This window comes from Pseudomonas sp. 1912-s, assembly GCF_029269205.1.
Lineage (GTDB): Bacteria > Pseudomonadota > Gammaproteobacteria > Pseudomonadales > Pseudomonadaceae > Aquipseudomonas.
Genome location: NZ_JARIXR010000018.1, coordinates 40882 through 58521, shown reverse-complemented (window position 1 = coordinate 58521; position 17640 = coordinate 40882). Strand labels below are relative to the sequence as shown.

The 17640-nt window shown below is 58.6% G+C and carries 15 protein-coding genes and 4 tRNA genes; 14 read left to right on the top strand and 5 right to left on the bottom strand.

Annotated features, from left to right (window positions below):
* Positions 1-174 precede the first annotated feature (174 nt).
* Positions 175-585: a hypothetical protein gene (locus tag P3C29_RS21325; protein ID WP_010166823.1), complete on the top strand. Its 411-nt coding sequence runs from the start codon at positions 175-177 to the stop codon at positions 583-585.
* 4 nt (positions 586-589) lie between these two features.
* Here the strand turns inward: P3C29_RS21325 and P3C29_RS21320 are convergent, their stop codons facing one another.
* Positions 590-751, bottom strand: a complete 162-nt coding sequence (locus P3C29_RS21320; protein WP_010166825.1) for a hypothetical protein — start codon at positions 749-751, stop codon at positions 590-592.
* Positions 752-1014: 263 nt separating this feature from the next.
* Here P3C29_RS21320 and P3C29_RS21315 point away from each other — a divergent pair, with 263 nt between their 5' ends.
* Complete coding sequence (locus P3C29_RS21315; RefSeq protein WP_201124837.1) at positions 1015-1644, top strand: peptidase C39 family protein; 630 nt, start codon at positions 1015-1017, stop codon at positions 1642-1644.
* 45 nt (positions 1645-1689) lie between these two features.
* Here the strand turns inward: P3C29_RS21315 and pbpG are convergent, their stop codons facing one another.
* On the bottom strand, positions 1690-2622 hold the full coding sequence (gene pbpG, locus P3C29_RS21310) for a D-alanyl-D-alanine endopeptidase (RefSeq protein ID WP_029615757.1): 933 nt from the start codon (positions 2620-2622) through the stop codon (positions 1690-1692).
* Positions 2623-2830: 208 nt separating this feature from the next.
* Positions 2831-3685: a bifunctional methylenetetrahydrofolate dehydrogenase/methenyltetrahydrofolate cyclohydrolase FolD gene (folD, locus tag P3C29_RS21305; RefSeq protein WP_010166832.1), complete on the bottom strand. Its 855-nt coding sequence runs from the start codon at positions 3683-3685 to the stop codon at positions 2831-2833.
* A 230-nt stretch (positions 3686-3915) separates the two neighbouring features.
* Here folD and P3C29_RS21300 point away from each other — a divergent pair.
* The 11 genes from P3C29_RS21300 (at position 3916) to P3C29_RS21250 (ending at position 13966) form a co-directional block, all read left to right on the top strand.
* Positions 3916-3992: transfer RNA gene (locus P3C29_RS21300), tRNA-Arg, on the top strand.
* A 32-nt stretch (positions 3993-4024) separates the two neighbouring features.
* Positions 4025-4100, top strand: a tRNA-His gene (locus tag P3C29_RS21295).
* A gap of 53 nt (positions 4101-4153) precedes the next feature.
* A tRNA-Leu gene (locus P3C29_RS21290) sits at positions 4154-4238 on the top strand.
* Between the two features lie 81 nt (positions 4239-4319).
* Positions 4320-4395, top strand: a tRNA-His gene (locus P3C29_RS21285).
* 403 nt (positions 4396-4798) lie between these two features.
* A complete protein-coding gene (tig, locus tag P3C29_RS21280) occupies positions 4799-6109 on the top strand; it encodes a trigger factor (protein ID WP_275965366.1) in 1311 nt (436 codons plus the stop codon).
* 92 nt (positions 6110-6201) lie between these two features.
* Complete coding sequence (gene clpP, locus P3C29_RS21275) at positions 6202-6837, top strand: ATP-dependent Clp endopeptidase proteolytic subunit ClpP (RefSeq protein ID WP_003174822.1); 636 nt, start codon at positions 6202-6204, stop codon at positions 6835-6837.
* A 112-nt stretch (positions 6838-6949) separates the two neighbouring features.
* Positions 6950-8233 (top strand): ATP-dependent Clp protease ATP-binding subunit ClpX, encoded by a 1284-nt coding sequence (clpX, locus tag P3C29_RS21270; protein WP_003207856.1) that lies wholly within the window; start codon positions 6950-6952, stop codon positions 8231-8233.
* 151 nt (positions 8234-8384) lie between these two features.
* Complete coding sequence (lon, locus tag P3C29_RS21265) at positions 8385-10781, top strand: endopeptidase La (protein ID WP_003207858.1); 2397 nt, start codon at positions 8385-8387, stop codon at positions 10779-10781.
* A gap of 146 nt (positions 10782-10927) precedes the next feature.
* A complete protein-coding gene (locus P3C29_RS21260; protein ID WP_003174819.1) occupies positions 10928-11200 on the top strand; it encodes an HU family DNA-binding protein in 273 nt (90 codons plus the stop codon).
* Between the two features lie 230 nt (positions 11201-11430).
* On the top strand, positions 11431-13305 hold the full coding sequence (locus P3C29_RS21255) for a SurA N-terminal domain-containing protein (protein WP_275965365.1): 1875 nt from the start codon (positions 11431-11433) through the stop codon (positions 13303-13305).
* Positions 13306-13399: 94 nt separating this feature from the next.
* On the top strand, positions 13400-13966 hold the full coding sequence (locus P3C29_RS21250; RefSeq protein WP_275965364.1) for an AAA family ATPase: 567 nt from the start codon (positions 13400-13402) through the stop codon (positions 13964-13966).
* A 1-nt stretch (position 13967) separates the two neighbouring features.
* On the opposite strand, the gene nhaA is transcribed toward P3C29_RS21250, so the two are convergent.
* Both nhaA and P3C29_RS21240 read right to left on the bottom strand, forming a co-directional pair.
* Positions 13968-15302 carry a Na+/H+ antiporter NhaA gene (gene nhaA / locus P3C29_RS21245; RefSeq protein WP_169389162.1) on the bottom strand — a complete coding sequence of 445 codons (1335 nt, stop codon included), beginning with the start codon at positions 15300-15302 and terminating at the stop codon, positions 13968-13970.
* A 115-nt stretch (positions 15303-15417) separates the two neighbouring features.
* Entirely contained in the window at positions 15418-16596 is a 1179-nt protein-coding gene (locus P3C29_RS21240; RefSeq protein WP_201124834.1) for an MFS transporter, read from the bottom strand.
* Positions 16597-16723: 127 nt separating this feature from the next.
* On the opposite strand from P3C29_RS21240, the gene P3C29_RS21235 reads away from it, so the two are divergent.
* Positions 16724-17623: a LysR family transcriptional regulator gene (locus P3C29_RS21235; RefSeq protein WP_010166856.1), complete on the top strand. Its 900-nt coding sequence runs from the start codon at positions 16724-16726 to the stop codon at positions 17621-17623.
* Positions 17624-17640: the final 17 nt, after the last annotated feature.

Here is a 17640-nt window from a genome sequence, read left to right as displayed (position 1 = left end):
TTGACGGACCCACCTAACACGCACCTTTCAGCCAGGTGAAGGAAGATTTAGTTAACGGCTGAAGATCCTTTCATATGTATTCATTTGTTCAATAATGGTGACAGTACCAAGCTGGATACCGATCGAACGGAAGTCGTTTTGCCCGTTCACTCTTTATCCATTTGGAGTTCTGCCATGTCTCTTAAACCCTTGTTGTTGATCCCGGCCTTGAGTGCGGTCCTGCTGTTGTCGGCGTGCGCCGGCCCGATTCCGAAAGCGGACCCGAGCGAAGCCTGGATCGGCCTGCAAGAAGAGGCGCCCAACGACCTGATGGCCGAGCGGGTAGACGGGAAAAACATTGACGATGGTCGCTACTTCGAAGTGAAACCCGGCGCCCATCGCCTGGATGTCACCTTGTTTGAAGAAGAGGCGGGGGATGACAACCAGCAGGATTGTCGCGGGCATGTTACCTACGGCAACTTCAAGGCCGGCGAGCATTACACCCTGGTGGAATCCAGCCTCGGTACCACGGTACGCGCCGAGTTGAAGGACAGCCACGGCAAGGAATTGGCGCAGACGGAAGACTTCAGCTGCATGCCCGGCTAAGGCGTCAGGCGTGGTGCCCGGCGGGTTTGTGCAGCTTGCCGGGTGCTGCGGGTTTTACTTGAGGGTGATGGTGGCGACGGGTTACGCGCATCACGCCCCAGAGCATGGCGGCGGCGACGGCCAGCCAGCCACAGATCAAAAGCAGAATCGTTGTTGTCAGGCTCATAAGTGCCTCCTTTCGCCCGGTACAGGGCACACACTGTCTTCTCAATGGACAGTCTAGCTATCCGCAGGTTGCCTGCTATTGACCAATGGTCGTGTGCGTCCAACTTGTTTGCTCTATGGCGGGCCTTTTACTGCGGTACAAGGCTATACCCGCGCTCAAGAGCGTCCTATGATCAGGGCCCACGTCGGCCGTTGATCAAGTGAGTGACGAAGTTGCGGTTTCCCTCGAACATTAAAACCTCCTGGTGGGTCGCAGCCTGTTTCATGGGGCTGGCAGCCTGCTCCTCGCACCCAAAGCCCACGAGCATCCCGGGCCTGCCGGAGAGCGTCGAGCTCAAGGGCGTGCCGGCGTTTCGCGGTGAGACTTACCTCGGTGGCCCGGCTGCTCTGGCCAGCATGCTGTCTCAACAAGGCATTGTGATTACACCGGGCTTGCTGGATAAGCCGCTGCATTTGCCGGGCGCCGAGGCAGACCTTGAGCGCAACATGCAGGTGCTGGCCCGTGAATACGGGATGCTGGTGTACCCGCTGGACGACCAGTTGCCGGCGATGCTGGCGCAGGTCGCGGCCGGGTACCCGGTGATGGCGCGTATCACCCAGGGTTCGACCTTCTGGGCGGGGCCGCGGTATGTCGTGGTGGTGGGCTACAACAAGCAGAAGAGCATGGTGCTGCTGCGGTCGGGGTTGGCGCGTCGCATGCCCATGGACTTCAGCGCCTTTGAGTCGGCGTGGAAAGACGGCGGCAAGTGGGCCGTGCTGATTCAGCGGCCTACCCAGTTGCCGGTCAAGGTCGACGCCCAGCGCTGGCAGCAGGCGGCCAGCGCCACGGCCCAGGCGGGCCAGGAACAGGCAGCGGCCCAGGCGGTCAAGACTCTGGCCAGTCAGGCCAAATAAAAAACGGCGCTCAAGGGCGCCGTTTTTTATGCCGCTATTTACCTGTCAGCGGGACTCGGTCACCTGGACATTTGCCCGTGGGCGGTTCTTCAGGTTCTTGTCAGCCTTGTAGCGCAAAGCCACGTCTGGCACGGAGCCGCTCTTGCCAGTCTCGACCCAGCTGCGGATACGGCTGGCATCGGCAAAATGGGTGAATTTGCCGAAGGCGTCGAGGATCACCAGCGACACCGGGCGATTGCCCATGCTGGTGACCAGCACCAGGCAGTGGCCGGCCTGGTTGGTGAAGCCGGTCTTGGTCAGCTTGATGTCCCAGTTGGCGCGGTTGATCAAGTGGTCGGTGTTGGAGAAACCCAGGGTGTAGTTGGGTTTGCGGAACGAGACGGTCTTTTCCTTGGTGGTACTCAACTGGCTGAGCATCGGGTATTTGCGTGCGGCGGCCAGCAGCTTGCTCAGGTCGCGGGCGGTAGACACGTTGTGGATCGACAGGCCGGTAGGTTCAACATAATGGGTGCTGGTCATGCCCAGCGCCTTGGCCTTGGCGTTCATCGCCGCGATAAACGCCGGGTAACCGCCCGGGTAGTGGTGGGCCAGGCTGGCGGCGGCACGGTTTTCCGAGGACATGAGGGCAATCAGCAGCATCTCTTTGCGCGGCATCTCGCTGCCGATCTTGACCCGGGAGAACACGCCTTTCATCTCCGGCGTGTCCTTGATGTTGATGTCGATGTATTCATCCATGTTCTGCTTGGCTTCCAGCACGATCAGGCCGGTCATCAGTTTGCTCACTGAGGCGATCGGCACGATGACATCCGGGTTGCTGGCATAGATGACCTTGTTGGTCTGCAGGTCCACCACCATTGCACTGCCGGAGGCGATGTGCAGGGTGGACATGTCGCGGGGGGCGATCGTGGTTTCGCTTGCGCTCGCGAAGGTGCCTGTAAATGCAAAAAATAGGCTGACAATGGAAAGATGAATTTTCACGCGGATGAACTCGCTAAAAAAGTAGGGATATACCGTTCTGCACGGACTTTCTGATAAATGCCGTTACATTTTAGGAGTATGGATCAGAAACTGTCGAATGTTCTTCTGAAAACAGATGAAACCCCTTAAAAACAAAGAAAAAAGTACTTTTTATCCGGCCAATAAAAAGCCCTGCGATAAGGCAGGGCTTTTTCAGAGCGGCTGGTTATTAGCTGTGCAGGGTTTCGGCTGCGTACAGGGTATTTTCCAGCAGGCAGGCGCGGGTCATCGGGCCAACGCCACCCGGTACCGGGGTGATCCAGCCGGCACGGGGCAGGGCGGTTTCGTACACCACGTCGCCCACCAGCTTGCCGTCGTCCTGGCGGTTGATGCCCACGTCGATCACGATGGCGCCTTCCTTGATCCACTCACCCTTGACCAGGCCCGGCTTGCCGGCGGCAACCACCACCAGGTCGGCGCGGCCGACGTGGCCGGCCAGGTCCTTGGTGAAGCGGTGGGTGACCGTCACGGTGCAGCCGGCCAGCAACAGTTCCATGGCCATCGGGCGCCCGACGATGTTGGATGCGCCCACGACTACGGCATCCAGGCCGTACAGATCGACGCCGGTGCTTTCCAGCAGGGTCATGATGCCCTTCGGGGTGCACGGGCGCAGCAGCGGGATGCGCTGTGCCAGGCGGCCGACGTTATAAGGGTGGAAACCGTCGACGTCTTTGTCCGGGCGGATGCGTTCGAGTAATTTGGACGCGTCCAGGTGCTCGGGCAACGGCAGCTGCAGCAGGATGCCGTCGATGGCCGGATCGTCGTTGAGGCTGTCGATCAGGTCGGTGAGGGCTTGCTGGGTGGTGTCTTCAGCCAAGTCGTAGGCTTTGGAAATAAAGCCGACCTCTTCACAGTCTTTACGCTTGTGCGAGACATAAACCTGAGAGGCAGGATCGCTGCCGACCAGGATCACCGCGAGGCCCGGCGTGCGCAGGCCTTGTTGGCTGCGCTCGGCGACTCGTTTGGCGATCTGCTGGCGCAGGCTGGCGGCGATTGATTTGCCGTCGATAAGTTGTGCAGTCATTACGCGTGATTAACCATCGAGAGGGGGAAGAAAAGTGCGCGCATTCTCGCATGCCATGGCGTGAGGGCAAAGGCGCTTGGTCTGCAAATTCCCCTAACCCCTTAAATAAAATGAATTTTTTATAAAAAGGATTTGACGGGTTTCGGGTCCATCTATACTATTCGTCGCACTTGTCGGGCACAGCCTAGCACTGGTTAGTTTGTAATCCTCCAAGAGTACAGATTAATAAGGCGCCCGTAGCTCAGCTGGATAGAGCATCCGCCTTCTAAGCGGATGGTCGCAGGTTCGAGTCCTGCCGGGTGCGCCATTAGGCAGCTTTGGCACAAGTAGCGCAATATGGTGGGCGTAGCTCAGTTGGTAGAGCACGGGATTGTGACTCCCGTTGTCGAGGGTTCGATCCCCTTCGTCCACCCCATATTCAAAGGGCGCCAGATTAACAGTCTGGCGCCTTTGCTTTAAGAGCTTCATGCGGATGTGGTGGAATTGGTAGACACACTGGATTTAGGTTCCAGCGCCGCGAGGCGTAAGAGTTCGAGTCTCTTCATCCGCACCAAATAAGTTTCGTGAAGGCCTGCTGGTCATCGCGAGGCTCAACAAATAGCCGTTTTGACAGGCTTTTTGGTCACGCAATATGGTGGGCGTAGCTCAGTTGGTAGAGCACGGGATTGTGACTCCCGTTGTCGAGGGTTCGATCCCCTTCGTCCACCCCATATTTCGAAAGGCGCCAGATTAATAGTCTGGCGCCTTTTTTGTTTCAGCGGTTTGAAGTTTCAACGCGGTCGCAGGTGCTGGGCTGCAAGGGCAGGGCGTTTCGTCGTATTTATGTTGCTCGATGATGCCGCGCTGCCCGCCGGCCTTGCTCGCAGGGTCGGTTGTCAGGGAGATGATCGGCAGCCGCTTCTATATATAGAAGGGTTGGCGCAGAGCCCTGGCGTGATGGGATGTATTTGCTACCGGGGCGAGGTGCATTCGTGCATTCGCACCTATAAATTGCCTGCTGCTTTTTTACCCGTTTTCAGTAGGGTGACTTCTTGAGTTTGACCCACTAGAATGCATGCCCTTGATTCTGGGGTCGGAAACGGCCGGCTAACGTCTGTGCAACGAGGAATATCCATGCAAGTTTCTGTTGAAAATACTTCTGCTCTTGAGCGCCGCATGAGCATCACCGTGCCGGCTGAGCGCATCGAGACTCAGGTCAACAAGCGTCTGCAGCAGACTGCCCAAAAGGCCAAGATTGCCGGCTTCCGTCCGGGCAAAGTGCCAATGAGCGTGATTCGTCAGCGTTATGAAGCTGATGCGCGCCAGGAAGCAGTAGGCGACGTCATCCAGTCTTCCTTCTACGAAGCTGTGGTTGAGCAGAAGCTGAACCCGGCCGGCGCTCCTTCGGTTGAGCCGAAAGTGCTGGAAAAAGGCAAGGACCTGGAATACATCGCAACCTTCGAAGTGTTCCCGGAGTTCACCGTTGCCGGTTTCGACTCCATCGCCATCGAGCGCCTGAGCGCTGAAGTGGCTGATTCGGACCTGGACAACATGCTGGAAATCCTGCGCAAGCAGAACACCCGTTTTGAAGTGGCCGATCGTGCTGCCCAGAACGAAGACCAGCTGAACATCGATTTCGTTGGCAAGGTAGACGGCGAAGCATTCGCTGGCGGCTCCGCCAAGGGCACTCAGCTGGTGCTGGGTTCCAACCGCATGATCCCTGGTTTCGAAGACGGCCTGGTTGGCGCCAAAGCCGGCGAAGAGCGCGTTCTGAACCTGACTTTCCCGGCTGACTATCAGAACCTGGACCTGGCTGGCAAAACCGCCGAGTTCACCGTGACCGTCAACACCGTTTCCGAGCCTAAGCTGCCAGAACTGAACGAAGAATTCTTCAACCAGTTCGGCATCAAGGAAACCGGTATCGAAGGTTTCCGCACCGAAGTTCGCAAGAACATGGAGCGTGAACTGCGTCAGGCCATCAAATCCAAGGTCAAGAACCAGGTGATGGACGGTCTGCTGGCTGCCAACCCGATCGAAGTGCCTAAGGCCCTGCTGTCCAACGAAGTTGATCGTCTGCGCGTGCAGGCTGTTCAGCAGTTCGGTGGCAACATCAAGCCTGACCAACTGCCGGCCGAGCTGTTCGAAGAACAAGCCAAGCGCCGCGTTGTGCTGGGTCTGATCGTGGCTGAAGTGGTCAAGCAATTCGACCTCAAGCCTGACGAAACCCGCGTTCGCGAAATGATCCAGGAAATGGCTTCGGCCTATCAGGAGCCTGAGGCTGTTGTGTCCTGGTACTACAAGAACGACCAGCAGCTGAACGAAGTGCGTTCGGTTGTGCTGGAAGAGCAAGTTGTGGATACTGTTCTGCAGAAGGCTAAGGTGACCGATAAAGCGGTCTCTTACGAAGAAGCAGTCAAGCCGGCTGAAGCAGCACAAGCCGACTGATCGCTCAACTCGTTTGAAAATACACCCATAAGCCAGCCTCGCGCTGGCTTATGCGTATTCAAGACATGACTATTTGGGAGTAACTGCAGAGCATGTTCCGTAATTCGTATATTCAGCAGAACTCTGATATCCAGGCCGCTGGCGGCCTGGTCCCGATGGTTGTCGAGCAATCTGCTCGTGGCGAACGCGCCTATGACATCTACTCGCGCCTGCTCAAGGAGCGAGTGATCTTTCTGGTTGGTCCGGTAGAGGACTACATGGCCAACCTGATCTGTGCGCAGCTGCTGTTCCTTGAAGCGGAAAACCCGGACAAGGACATCCATCTCTACATCAACTCCCCGGGCGGCTCGGTAACGGCTGGCATGTCGATCTACGACACCATGCAGTTCATCAAGCCGAACGTATCGACCACCTGTATCGGTCAGGCGTGCAGCATGGGTGCTTTCCTGCTGACCGCTGGTGCTGAGGGCAAGCGTTACTGCCTGCCGAACTCACGCGTGATGATTCACCAGCCACTGGGCGGTTTCCAGGGCCAGGCATCGGACATCGAAATCCATGCCAAGGAAATCCTCTTCATTCGTGAGCGTCTCAACACGCTGATGGCCAAACATAGCGGGCACACCCTGGAAGAGATCGAGCGCGACACCAACCGTGACAATTTCATGAGCGCCGAAGCCGCACGTGAATACGGGTTGATCGACGCAGTGATCGAAAAGCGCCCCGCTTAATATAAGCAGCTCAAAATAGGGCTGGTCGGCAGGTCCGACCACCAGTGGGCTTGAAAAAGCCCTCAATAGCCTTCATCTTGTGTTGCAAGCCTATCGGATTTGGATCGAACGAATGACTGACACCCGCAACGGCGAGGACAACGGCAAGCTGCTCTATTGCTCCTTCTGTGGCAAAAGCCAGCATGAAGTACGCAAGTTGATTGCCGGCCCCTCGGTGTTTATCTGCGACGAGTGCGTCGACCTGTGCAATGACATCATCCGTGAGGAGGTGCAGGAAGCCCAGGCCGAAAGCAGCGCGCATAAATTGCCTTCGCCTAAAGAAATCAGCGGCATCCTTGATCAGTATGTGATTGGTCAAGAGCGTGCAAAGAAGGTTCTGGCCGTAGCGGTGTACAACCACTACAAGCGTCTGAACCAGCGTGACAAGAAAAGTGACGATGTCGAGCTCGGCAAAAGTAACATCTTGCTGATCGGTCCTACAGGTTCGGGTAAAACCCTGCTTGCAGAAACCCTGGCTCGCCTGCTGAACGTTCCCTTCACCATCGCCGACGCAACCACGCTTACCGAGGCCGGTTACGTAGGTGAAGACGTCGAGAACATCATTCAGAAGCTGCTGCAGAAATGCGATTACGACGTGGAAAAGGCCCAGATGGGCATTGTCTACATCGATGAAATCGACAAGATTTCGCGCAAATCCGACAACCCGTCGATCACCCGGGACGTTTCCGGTGAAGGCGTGCAGCAAGCGCTGTTGAAACTGATCGAAGGTACTGTTGCTTCCGTACCGCCACAAGGCGGCCGCAAGCATCCACAGCAGGAATTCCTTCAGGTTGATACGCGCAACATCCTGTTCATCTGTGGCGGTGCGTTCTCCGGTCTGGAAAAGGTTATTCAAAACCGTTCCACCCGTGGCGGCATTGGCTTCAGTGCAGAAGTACGCAGCAAGGAAGAAGGCAAGAAAGTCGGTGAATCCCTGCGTGAAGTCGAGCCTGACGATTTGGTCAAGTTCGGTCTGATCCCGGAATTCGTTGGCCGTCTGCCGGTCCTGGCGACGTTGGACGAGCTGGATGAGGCTGCGTTGATGCAGATCCTCACCGAGCCGAAAAACGCCCTGACCAAGCAATACGCCAAGTTGTTCGAGATGGAAGGTGTGGACCTCGAGTTCCGTGCTGACGCGCTCAAATCGGTGGCCAAGCGGGCACTGGAGCGCAAGACCGGCGCTCGTGGTTTGCGCTCGATCCTCGAAGGCGTACTGCTCGACACCATGTACGAAATCCCCTCGCAGTCCGAGGTGAGTAAAGTGGTGATCGACGAAAGCGTCATAGAAGGCAAGTCCAAGCCACTGTATATCTACGAAAACAGTGAGCCGGCTGCCAAGGCTGCGCCAGACGCGTAAGCGTTGCACCGCCGAGCTGTACAAAATAAAGGGGCCTTCAGGGGCCCCTTTGTTTTTACTGCGTTTAACTGATGCCATTACGCTTGTTTTTTTTGCAGGCAGCCCCCATCTTGGTTTCAAGCTTACTTTCATCTGTCATAGAGGCGAAATCATGAAGACAACCATCGAATTGCCTCTCCTGCCGTTGCGTGATGTCGTCGTCTATCCGCACATGGTTATCCCGCTGTTCGTGGGGCGCGAGAAGTCTATCGAAGCCCTCGAGGCCGCGATGACGGGCGACAAGCAGATCCTGCTGCTGGCCCAGAGAAATCCTGCTGACGATGATCCAGGCGAAGATGCCCTGTATCGCGTTGGTACCGTTGCAACTGTCCTGCAACTGCTCAAGCTGCCTGATGGCACCGTCAAGGTGCTGGTGGAAGGTGAGCAGCGCGGTGCGGTCGAACGCTTCATGGAAGTGGACGGCCATCTGCGTGCCGAAGTGGCGCTGATCGACGAAGTCGACGCCCCTGAGCGCGAATCTGAAGTGTTTGTTCGCAGCCTGCTGTCCCAGTTCGAGCAATACGTGCAACTGGGCAAGAAAGTCCCTGCAGAAGTCCTCTCTTCCCTCAACAGCATTGATGAGCCAAGCCGCCTGGTCGATACCATGGCCGCGCACATGGCGCTGAAGATCGAGCAGAAGCAGGACATTCTCGAAATCATCGATTTGTCTGCCCGGGTCGAACACGTCCTGGCGCTGCTGGATGCCGAAATCGACCTGCTGCAGGTTGAGAAGCGCATCCGTGGCCGTGTCAAAAAGCAAATGGAGCGCAGCCAGCGCGAGTACTACCTGAATGAGCAGATGAAGGCCATTCAGAAAGAGCTGGGTGACAGCGAGGAAGGCCATAACGAAATCGAAGAGCTGAAAAAGCGCATCGATGCCGCCGGCCTGCCGAAAGACGCCTTGACCAAAGCCACTGCCGAGCTGAACAAGCTCAAGCAAATGTCACCGATGTCGGCCGAAGCCACTGTGGTTCGTTCCTATATCGACTGGCTGGTGCAGGTGCCGTGGAAGGCCCAGACCAAAGTGCGTCTGGACCTGGCCCGTGCCGAAGACATTCTGGATGCCGATCACTACGGGCTCGAAGAAGTTAAAGAACGTATCCTCGAATACCTCGCCGTGCAAAAGCGCGTGAAGAAGATTCGCGGTCCGGTTTTGTGCCTGGTCGGTCCTCCTGGTGTAGGTAAAACCTCCCTGGCGGAGTCGATTGCCCACGCAACCAACCGTAAATTCGTGCGCATGGCCTTGGGTGGTGTGCGTGATGAAGCGGAAATTCGTGGTCATCGCCGGACTTACATCGGTTCGATGCCAGGAAGATTGATTCAAAAGATGACAAAGGTGGGTGTGCGCAACCCGCTGTTCCTGCTCGATGAAATCGACAAAATGGGCAGCGACATGCGTGGCGATCCGGCCTCTGCGTTGCTGGAAGTGCTCGACCCCGAGCAGAACCACAATTTCAACGACCATTACCTGGAAGTCGACTACGACCTGTCCGATGTAATGTTCCTGTGCACCTCCAACTCGATGAATATTCCGCCAGCCCTGCTGGACCGGATGGAGGTGATTCGTCTGCCGGGTTACACCGAGGACGAGAAGATCAACATCGCCGTCAAATACCTCTCGCCCAAGCAGATTGCGGCCAATGGCCTGAAAAAAGGCGAGATCGAATTTGATGCCGACGCGATCCGCGACATCATTCGTTTCTACACCCGCGAGGCCGGTGTACGGGGCCTTGAGCGTCAACTGGCGAAGATCTGCCGCAAGGCGGTGAAGGAACATGCGCTGGAAAAACGCTTCTCGGTGAAGGTCACTGCCGACCTGCTGGAACACTTCCTGGGCGTGCGTAAATTCCGTTACGGCCTGGCTGAGCAGCAGGACCAGGTGGGTCAGGTCACAGGCCTGGCGTGGACCCAGGTGGGCGGCGAATTGCTGACCATCGAGGCCGCGGTTATTCCGGGCAAGGGGCAATTGATCAAGACCGGTTCCCTGGGTGACGTGATGGTCGAATCCATCACTGCCGCGCAGACCGTGGTGCGCAGCCGCGCCAAGAGCCTGGGGATCCCCCTGGACTTCCACGAGAAGCACGACACTCACATCCACATGCCGGAAGGGGCGACCCCGAAAGACGGCCCTAGCGCTGGCGTAGGCATGTGCACGGCACTGGTATCAGCCCTGACCGGCATTCCGGTGCGCGCCGATGTGGCCATGACCGGGGAAATTACCCTGCGTGGCCAGGTACTGGCCATTGGTGGCCTCAAAGAGAAATTGCTGGCTGCACACCGGGGTGGTATCAAGACCGTGATCATTCCTGAAGAGAATGTTCGCGACTTGAAGGAGATTCCTGACAATATCAAGCAGGATCTGCAGATTAAACCGGTTAAATGGATTGACGAGGTCCTGCAAATTGCGCTGCAATACGCGCCGGAGCCCTTACCAGATGTGGCTCCGGAGATAGTCGCGAAGGACGAAAAACGCGAGACTGACTCTAAGGAAAGAATTAGCACGCATTAATACGTTTAAGCCTGGGGGCTTCCTTGACAGCTTTTTAGAGCCCTTGTTATAAAGCGGCTCTTAAGTGTCTGTAGGCCATTCAGCACTGGTTTTTGCTTTCACCAAAAAACTTAGAATCATACTCAATAGATATAAGGGGACTTAGAGTGAACAAGTCGGAACTGATTGATGCTATCGCTGCATCTGCTGATATCCCGAAAGCCGCTGCTGGCCGTGCGCTGGACGCAGTAATCGAATCCGTCACTGGCGCTCTCAAGGCCGGCGACTCTGTGGTACTGGTTGGTTTCGGTACTTTCTCTGTGACCGATCGTCCAGCTCGCACTGGCCGTAACCCACAGACTGGCAAGGCTCTGCAAATCGCCGCTGCCAAAAAACCAGGTTTCAAAGCCGGTAAAGCCCTGAAAGAAGCGGTTAACTAAGCTTCGTTCAAGCCTTACCCATCCGGGTCGGACGCAGGTCTGGCCTGGCAGCGGAGCGGCAGCTGACCCAAGTATCCATCGGGTCGCCACGCCGGGGGTGTGGGTTCAAACCCCCGTCCGCTCCGCCAGTTACGAGAAGGCGCATCCTCGGATGCGCCTTTCTTCTATCCGGACTCTACCCACGCTCCACGGTTGCCTAATTTTGAAGTTCAACCGTTTCTGGGGGACGCATGCTGCAGAATATCAGGGACAATTCACAAGGCTGGATTGCCAAGACCATTATCGGGATCATCGTCGCATTGATGGCGTTCACCGGTATCGAGGCTATTTTTCAGGCTTCGACCAACAACAAGCAGGACGTGGCCAAGGTCAACGGTGAAGAAATCACCCAAAGCGAACTGGGCCAGGCCGTCGACATGCAACGTCGTCAGCTGATGCAACAGCTGGGCAAGGACTTCGATGCTTCCTTGCTGGACGAAAAGCTGCTGCGCGACGCCGCCCTCAAAGGCCTGATCGATCGCAAGCTGCTGCTACAAGGCGCGGCCGATTCGAAATTCGCTTTCTCCGAAGCTGCGCTGGATCAAGTGATCCTGCAGACACCGGAATTCCAGGTGGATGGCCAGTTCAACGCCGAGCGTTTCGACCAGGTGATCCGTCAGCTGGGCTACAGCCGTATGCAATTCCGTCAGATGCTGAGCCAGGAAATGCTGATCGGCCAGGTTCGTGCAGGCATTGCCGGCAGCGGTTTTGTCACCGATGCCGAAGTACTGGCGTTCGCCCGTCTGGAAAAACAGACCCGCGATTTCGCCACCGTCAGCGTCAAGGCCAACCCTGCGGCGGTGAAACTCACCGACGACGAGGTCAAGGCTTACTACGACCAGCACGCCAAAGAGTTCATGACTCCGGACCAGGTGGTCATCGACTATCTGGAGCTGAAGAAGGCTTCCTTCTTCGACCAGGTCGCGGTCAAGGACGATGAGCTGCAAGCCCTCTATCAGAAAGAAACCGCCAACCTCGCTGAACAGCGTCGTGCGGCGCACATCCTGATTGAAGTCAACGACAAGACAACGGACGAGCAGGCCAAGGCCAAGATCGAAGAGATCCAGGCACGCCTGGCCAAGGGCGAGAAGTTTGAAGCTCTGGCGAAAGAGTTCTCCCAGGATCCGGGTTCGGCGAACAACGGCGGTGACCTCGGTTTCGCGGGTCCTGGCGTCTACGACCCAGCCTTCGAAACAGCGCTGTATGCGTTGAACAAGGACCAGGTCTCGGCACCGGTGCGTTCTAGCTTCGGCTGGCACCTGATCAAGCTGTTGGGCGTTGAAGCACCGGAAGTGCCATCGTTCGCCAGCCTGAAAGACAAGCTGACCCGCGAGCTCAAGACCCAACAGGTTGAACAGCGTTTCGTCGATGCGACCAAACAGCTGGAAGACGCTGCATTCGAAGCTTCCGACCTGGCCCAGCCGGCGTCGGACCTGAAGCTGACCGTGCACACCTCTGCGCCGTTTGGCCGTGAAGGTGGCGAAGGTATCGCCGCAAACCGTGCCGTGGTCACCGCTGCATTCAGCCCTGAGGTACTGGATGAAGGTGCCAACAGCACCGCCATCGAGCTGGATCCGGAAACCATCGTGGTGCTGCGTGCCAAAGAGCACTTGAAGCCAACCCAGCTGCCGCTGGAAAGCGTTGCCACTGCCATCCGCGCCCAGTTGACCAAGGAGCGCGCAAGCGCTGCGGCGAAGACTCACGCGGACGAGCTGATTGCCAGCCTGCGTGATGGCAAGACACCGCTGAACCAGCCGGTTGATGGCCAGGCCTGGAAAGTCACCGAAGCGGCCACCCGTGGCCAGGAAGGTGTCGAGCCAGCGGTGCTGCAAGCCCTGTTCCGCATGCCAAAGCCTGCGGCCAAGGACAAGCCGACCTTCACCAGCGTGACCCTGCCAGACGGTAGCCTGATGATCGTGCGCTTGAACGCGGTCAACGAAGCGGCTGCACCGACCGATGACGAGAAGGCTCAGTACCGCCGCTTCCTCGCGTCCCGTGTCGGCCAGCAAGACTTCGCCGCCTATCGCAAGCAGTTGGAAACCAAGGCTGAGATCAAGAAGTTCTGATCTCGTTACCGCCTGAATGAAAAGACCCCGGCCTGAAGAGGCCGGGGTCTTTTTTTTACGTAGTATTCAGATACGTAACCCAGGAGGCCAAACAGTGAGCAAACGGATTTATATCAGCGGGGCTTCGGGCGCAGGCGTGAGCACGTTGGGCGGCGCCTTGGCTGACAGGCTTAACCTGCCGCATGTGGATGTCGATGATTACTACTGGTACCCAACGGATCCTCCCTTTGAGAAATCACGCCCCCCTGAAGAACGGGTCGCGCTGTTGACTCAAGCGCTGGCAGGCGGCCCTTGGGTGCTGTCCGGATCAATGGACGGCTGGGGCGCCGAGGTGATTCAAGAGGCGGACCTGGTGGTGTTCGTCGATACGCCAACGGCACTGCGAATAGAGCGCTTGAAGTCGCGGGAGTTGCAACGGTTCGGCACGCGGATCTTGCCGGGCGGGGATATGCACGAGAACCATCAGAAGTTTCTCATATGGGCCGAGAGCTATGAGGCGGGCAACCGGGCCGGGCGCAGCCGGCCCAGGCATGAGCGGTGGCTCAAGCAACTGACGACACCGGCCATTCGATTAAACGGGGAAATCGCGGTCGCCGAGAGTGTGACGAAGGTCGTCGCCGCGATTTCCGGTTTGACTCAACAGCCGTCAACCCACGATTGAGTCAGCGCGCAAACTTGAGCTTGCCCCAACTCAGGCCAATCACGGCGGCGAGGGACGACGCCGTCAGCACACTCAGCTTGGCAGCCGACAGCAGCGTCGGGTCGGAGAAGGCCAGCGACGAGATGAAGATCGACATGGTGAATCCAATTCCCGCCAGCAGGCCCACCAGGGCGACGCCGTTCCAGGTCACGCCCTCCGGCAATTGGCAGATGTTCAGTTTCACCAACGCCACGCTCGCCAGCATCACACCCAGCGGCTTGCCGAGCACCAGCGCCAGTATCACGCCCATGAATACGCCGTGGGGCAGCGGGTCGTCCAGGTTGAACCCCTGCAGGCTCACCCCTGCGTTCGCCAGGGCAAACAGTGGCATGACGCCAAAGGCCACCCACGGGTGCAAGCCCGCTTGAATACGTTGCACCGGCGGCAGCATTTCCCGCTGGGCCTGTCTCAGTTGCTTTAATGGTTTGGCGACTTGATGGGCACTTTCAGCCGATTGCGAAAGCCGCTCCATCAGCTCGTTGAACGTGCGCCCGATGGTGTCCAGAGGGCGTTCCCGGGTGGGCCTGGACGTGACGGGTGTCATCAGGCCCAGCATCACGCCGGCAAGCGTAGGATGCACACCGGTCTTGAGCAGGCCAAACCAGACAATCGCCCCCGGCAACAGGTACACAACCGCCTTGCCAATGCCCATCCGCTGAAAAATCAGCACCAGCGCCAGCCCGCAGGCCGCAATCACCAGGCCCATGTAGTCCAGGCTGGCGGTATAGAAAATCGCGATGATCAGGATGGCGACGATGTCATCAATGATCGCCAGCGCCAGCAGCAGGATGCGCACGCCGGCGGGGATGGATTTACCCAACAGCGCCAGCACACCCACGGCAAATGCAATGTCGGTGGCAGTGGGTACCGCCCAACCGCTGGCCGCTACGGTGCCATGGTTGAGCAGGGTGTAAATCAGCGCCGGCATCAGCACGCCACCCAGCGCAGCACCCAGGGGCAAGGTGGCCAGCTTCAGGTTGGCGAGTGCGCCGTCCCTGATCTCCTGGCGAATCTCGGCGCCCACCACCAGGAAGAAGATGGTCATCAGCCCGTCGTTCACCAGGAAGTGCAATGAGCGCGAGACGGTGAAGTCCCCCAGCCCGATGGTGAGTGGGGTGTTCCAGAAGTGTTCGTAGGAATCGGCAACGGGGCTGTTGGCCCAGATCAGCGCGATGATCGCCGCCAGCAGCAACACGATGCCGCTGACCGCTTCGATGCGTGAAAACCGTTCCAGCGCAGACAGGGCGCCTTCAACCAAAACCTGGGGGCGAGGAATAGCAGGGTGTTTATCAGGCACGACAAGTCTCCATTGGCGGCCCGACCAATGCTTATCCTTTAACCTGCGCTGTAGCGTATGCAGCAGCGCACCCGGTGCGATCATAAGAGTTAAGAAACATCACGTCACGTTCTGTTTAAACATCGCTTAAACGAAGTGTCGCCAGCAGGGCCAGCACGACCAATGCGACGACGGCCCATGGAAACGACGTCACGCCCCAACCCTGCAGCAACATGCCGCCCAGCAGCCCGCCACCGGCGATGCCCAGGTTCCACACGGTGACCAGCATCGACTGCGCGGCGTCGGCTGAATCCCCGGCCGACTTGGCCAGCGCCGTCTGCAGCAATGCCGGAAGCCCGCCAAACGCCAGCCCCCACAACGCCACCGTGGTGTAGATGACGGCCGCCGAGGTGATCCAGAACGCCAGTGCCAGGGCCGACAATGCGAACATCCCGCAGCTGATCACCAATAAGGCGCGCAGCCGCTGATCAATCAGCGCACCCACAATCCAGATGCCCAGCAGCGCGGCCAGGCCAAATACCAGCAACACTTGGTCGATGTCTGCGGCCATTCCGGCGGGCACCAGGAACGGCGCGATATAGGTGTAGAGAATGTTGTGGGCCAGCACGTAGGTGAAGGTCACAAACAGCACTGGACGAATCCCCCGCAATGCCAATACCTGGCGCAGCCCCAGGCGTTTTTCCGCTCGCTGCCCGGCAAAGTCCGGAACCTGCCAGCGCACCCACGCCAGCAGCAGTACCGTAAGGCCGCTCATGATCGCGAAGCTCAGGCGCCAGCCCACCGTGGTGCCCAGGAATGTCCCGGCAGGCACGCCCAGTGACAACGCCAGTGGCGCGCCAAGCATCGCCACGGCAATCGCCCTCCCTTGCAGGTGCGGTGCAACCATGCGGCTGGCGTAACCGGCCAGCAGCGCCCAGAGCAACCCCGCGAACACCCCGGCGAAGAACCTGGCCACCAGGGTCAACAGGTAGTCGCTGGAGAACGCCGTCACGCTGTTGACCAAGGCAAACCCGCCGATGGCAATCATCAGTAACGGCCGCCGGCGCCAGCCACGGGTGGCGATGGTCAGGGGAATGGCCGCCAGCAACGAGCCGAGGGCGTAGAGGGTTACCAACTGGCCCACCAGGGCGTCGGACACTCCGAGACCGGCGCCCATTTGCGGCAGCAGGCCCGCCGGCATGGCCTCGGTGAGGATCGTGATAAAGCCGGCGGTTGCCAGTGCCAGCAAACCGCCCAGGGGCAGCCGTTCACGGCTCGCCGCAAGGCTCGGGGAAGATAAGGCGCTGTCGCTCATGTTTCGTGGCTCCGGGTTTCAGACGAAAGGGCAGGGAGCCAGAGTAGGGTGCTGCGCGGTGGAGAAAAACAGGCTAAGGTTCCGAACTTATCGGACGCCAACGTCCGCAATCCTCGGGAGCGAGACGATGGACAGCCTCGGCAGTATTTCAGTGTTTGTGCAGGTGGCGGAAACCCGCAGCTTTACCGAGGCCGGGCGCCTGCTGGGGGTATCGTCCTCGGCCATTGGCAAAAGCATTGCGCGCATTGAAGAGCGCCTGGGTGTGCGGCTGTTCCATCGCAGCACCCGCAGCATCACGTTGACCAGCGAGGGCGCACTGTTTCTGGAACGCTCCCGGCGCATCCTGGCCGAGGTCGAGGCTGCAGAACAGGAGCTGAGCCAGGCTTCCGCCACGCCCCGGGGCAAGCTGCGCGTCAGTCTGCCGCAAGTGCGCGGGCTGTTGATGCCGGTGCTCACCGATTTCATGCGGGCCTACCCCGAGATCGAGCTGGACGTGGACTTCTCCGACCGCATGGTGGACGTGATCGAAGAAGGTTTCGACGCGGTGATTCGCACCGGCAAGCCCGAGGATTCACGCTTGATGGCACGCCACCTCGGGAATTACCGCCTGGTGCTGGTGGCTTCCCCCGAGTACCTGCGCCTGCACGGCACGCCGCGTCAGCCCCGGGACTTGAACAACCACGCCTGCCTGCGCCACAAGTTCTGCGCCACCGGCAAGCTGGAAGCCTGGCCGCTGCGCCCGGAGCCGGGCATGCCGGAGCCGGTCCTGCGTGCACCGCTGGTCTCCACCACCATCGAATCGCTGATGCACGTGGCCCATGAAGGCCTGGGGATTGCCTGCCTGCCGGACTTTATGGTCCGGGAGTCGGTGGAGCAGGGCCGGCTGCAACGGGTGCTGGACTATTACCTGGAACACAGCGGCAGCTTCTGGATGCTCTGGCCATCAAGTCGCCATGCCTCGGCGAAACTGCGCGTGTTTATCGACCATATGGGCGAGCGGCTTTTTCCTGCAGACACCGTCCCGTAAGGCTGTGACGTTTTACC

What these genes read in the sequence shown, in the direction of transcription:
- P3C29_RS21320 (WP_010166825.1), bottom strand. Translation starts at nt 751, where the DNA reads ATGAGCCTGACAACAACGATTCTGCTTTTGATCTGTGGCTGGCTGGCC.
- P3C29_RS21240 (WP_201124834.1), bottom strand. Translation starts at nt 16,596, where the DNA reads ATGAGCGACAGCGCCTTATCTTCCCCGAGCCTTGCGGCGAGCCGTGAA.
- P3C29_RS21315 (WP_201124837.1), top strand. Translation starts at nt 1,015, where the DNA reads ATGGGGCTGGCAGCCTGCTCCTCGCACCCAAAGCCCACGAGCATCCCG.
- P3C29_RS21325 (WP_010166823.1), top strand. Translation starts at nt 175, where the DNA reads ATGTCTCTTAAACCCTTGTTGTTGATCCCGGCCTTGAGTGCGGTCCTG.
- folD (WP_010166832.1), bottom strand. Translation starts at nt 3,685, where the DNA reads ATGACTGCACAACTTATCGACGGCAAATCAATCGCCGCCAGCCTGCGC.
- P3C29_RS21235 (WP_010166856.1), top strand. Translation starts at nt 16,724, where the DNA reads ATGGACAGCCTCGGCAGTATTTCAGTGTTTGTGCAGGTGGCGGAAACC.
- lon (WP_003207858.1), top strand. Translation starts at nt 8,385, where the DNA reads ATGAAGACAACCATCGAATTGCCTCTCCTGCCGTTGCGTGATGTCGTC.
- clpX (WP_003207856.1), top strand. Translation starts at nt 6,950, where the DNA reads ATGACTGACACCCGCAACGGCGAGGACAACGGCAAGCTGCTCTATTGC.
- clpP (WP_003174822.1), top strand. Translation starts at nt 6,202, where the DNA reads ATGTTCCGTAATTCGTATATTCAGCAGAACTCTGATATCCAGGCCGCT.
- tig (WP_275965366.1), top strand. Translation starts at nt 4,799, where the DNA reads ATGCAAGTTTCTGTTGAAAATACTTCTGCTCTTGAGCGCCGCATGAGC.
- P3C29_RS21255 (WP_275965365.1), top strand. Translation starts at nt 11,431, where the DNA reads ATGCTGCAGAATATCAGGGACAATTCACAAGGCTGGATTGCCAAGACC.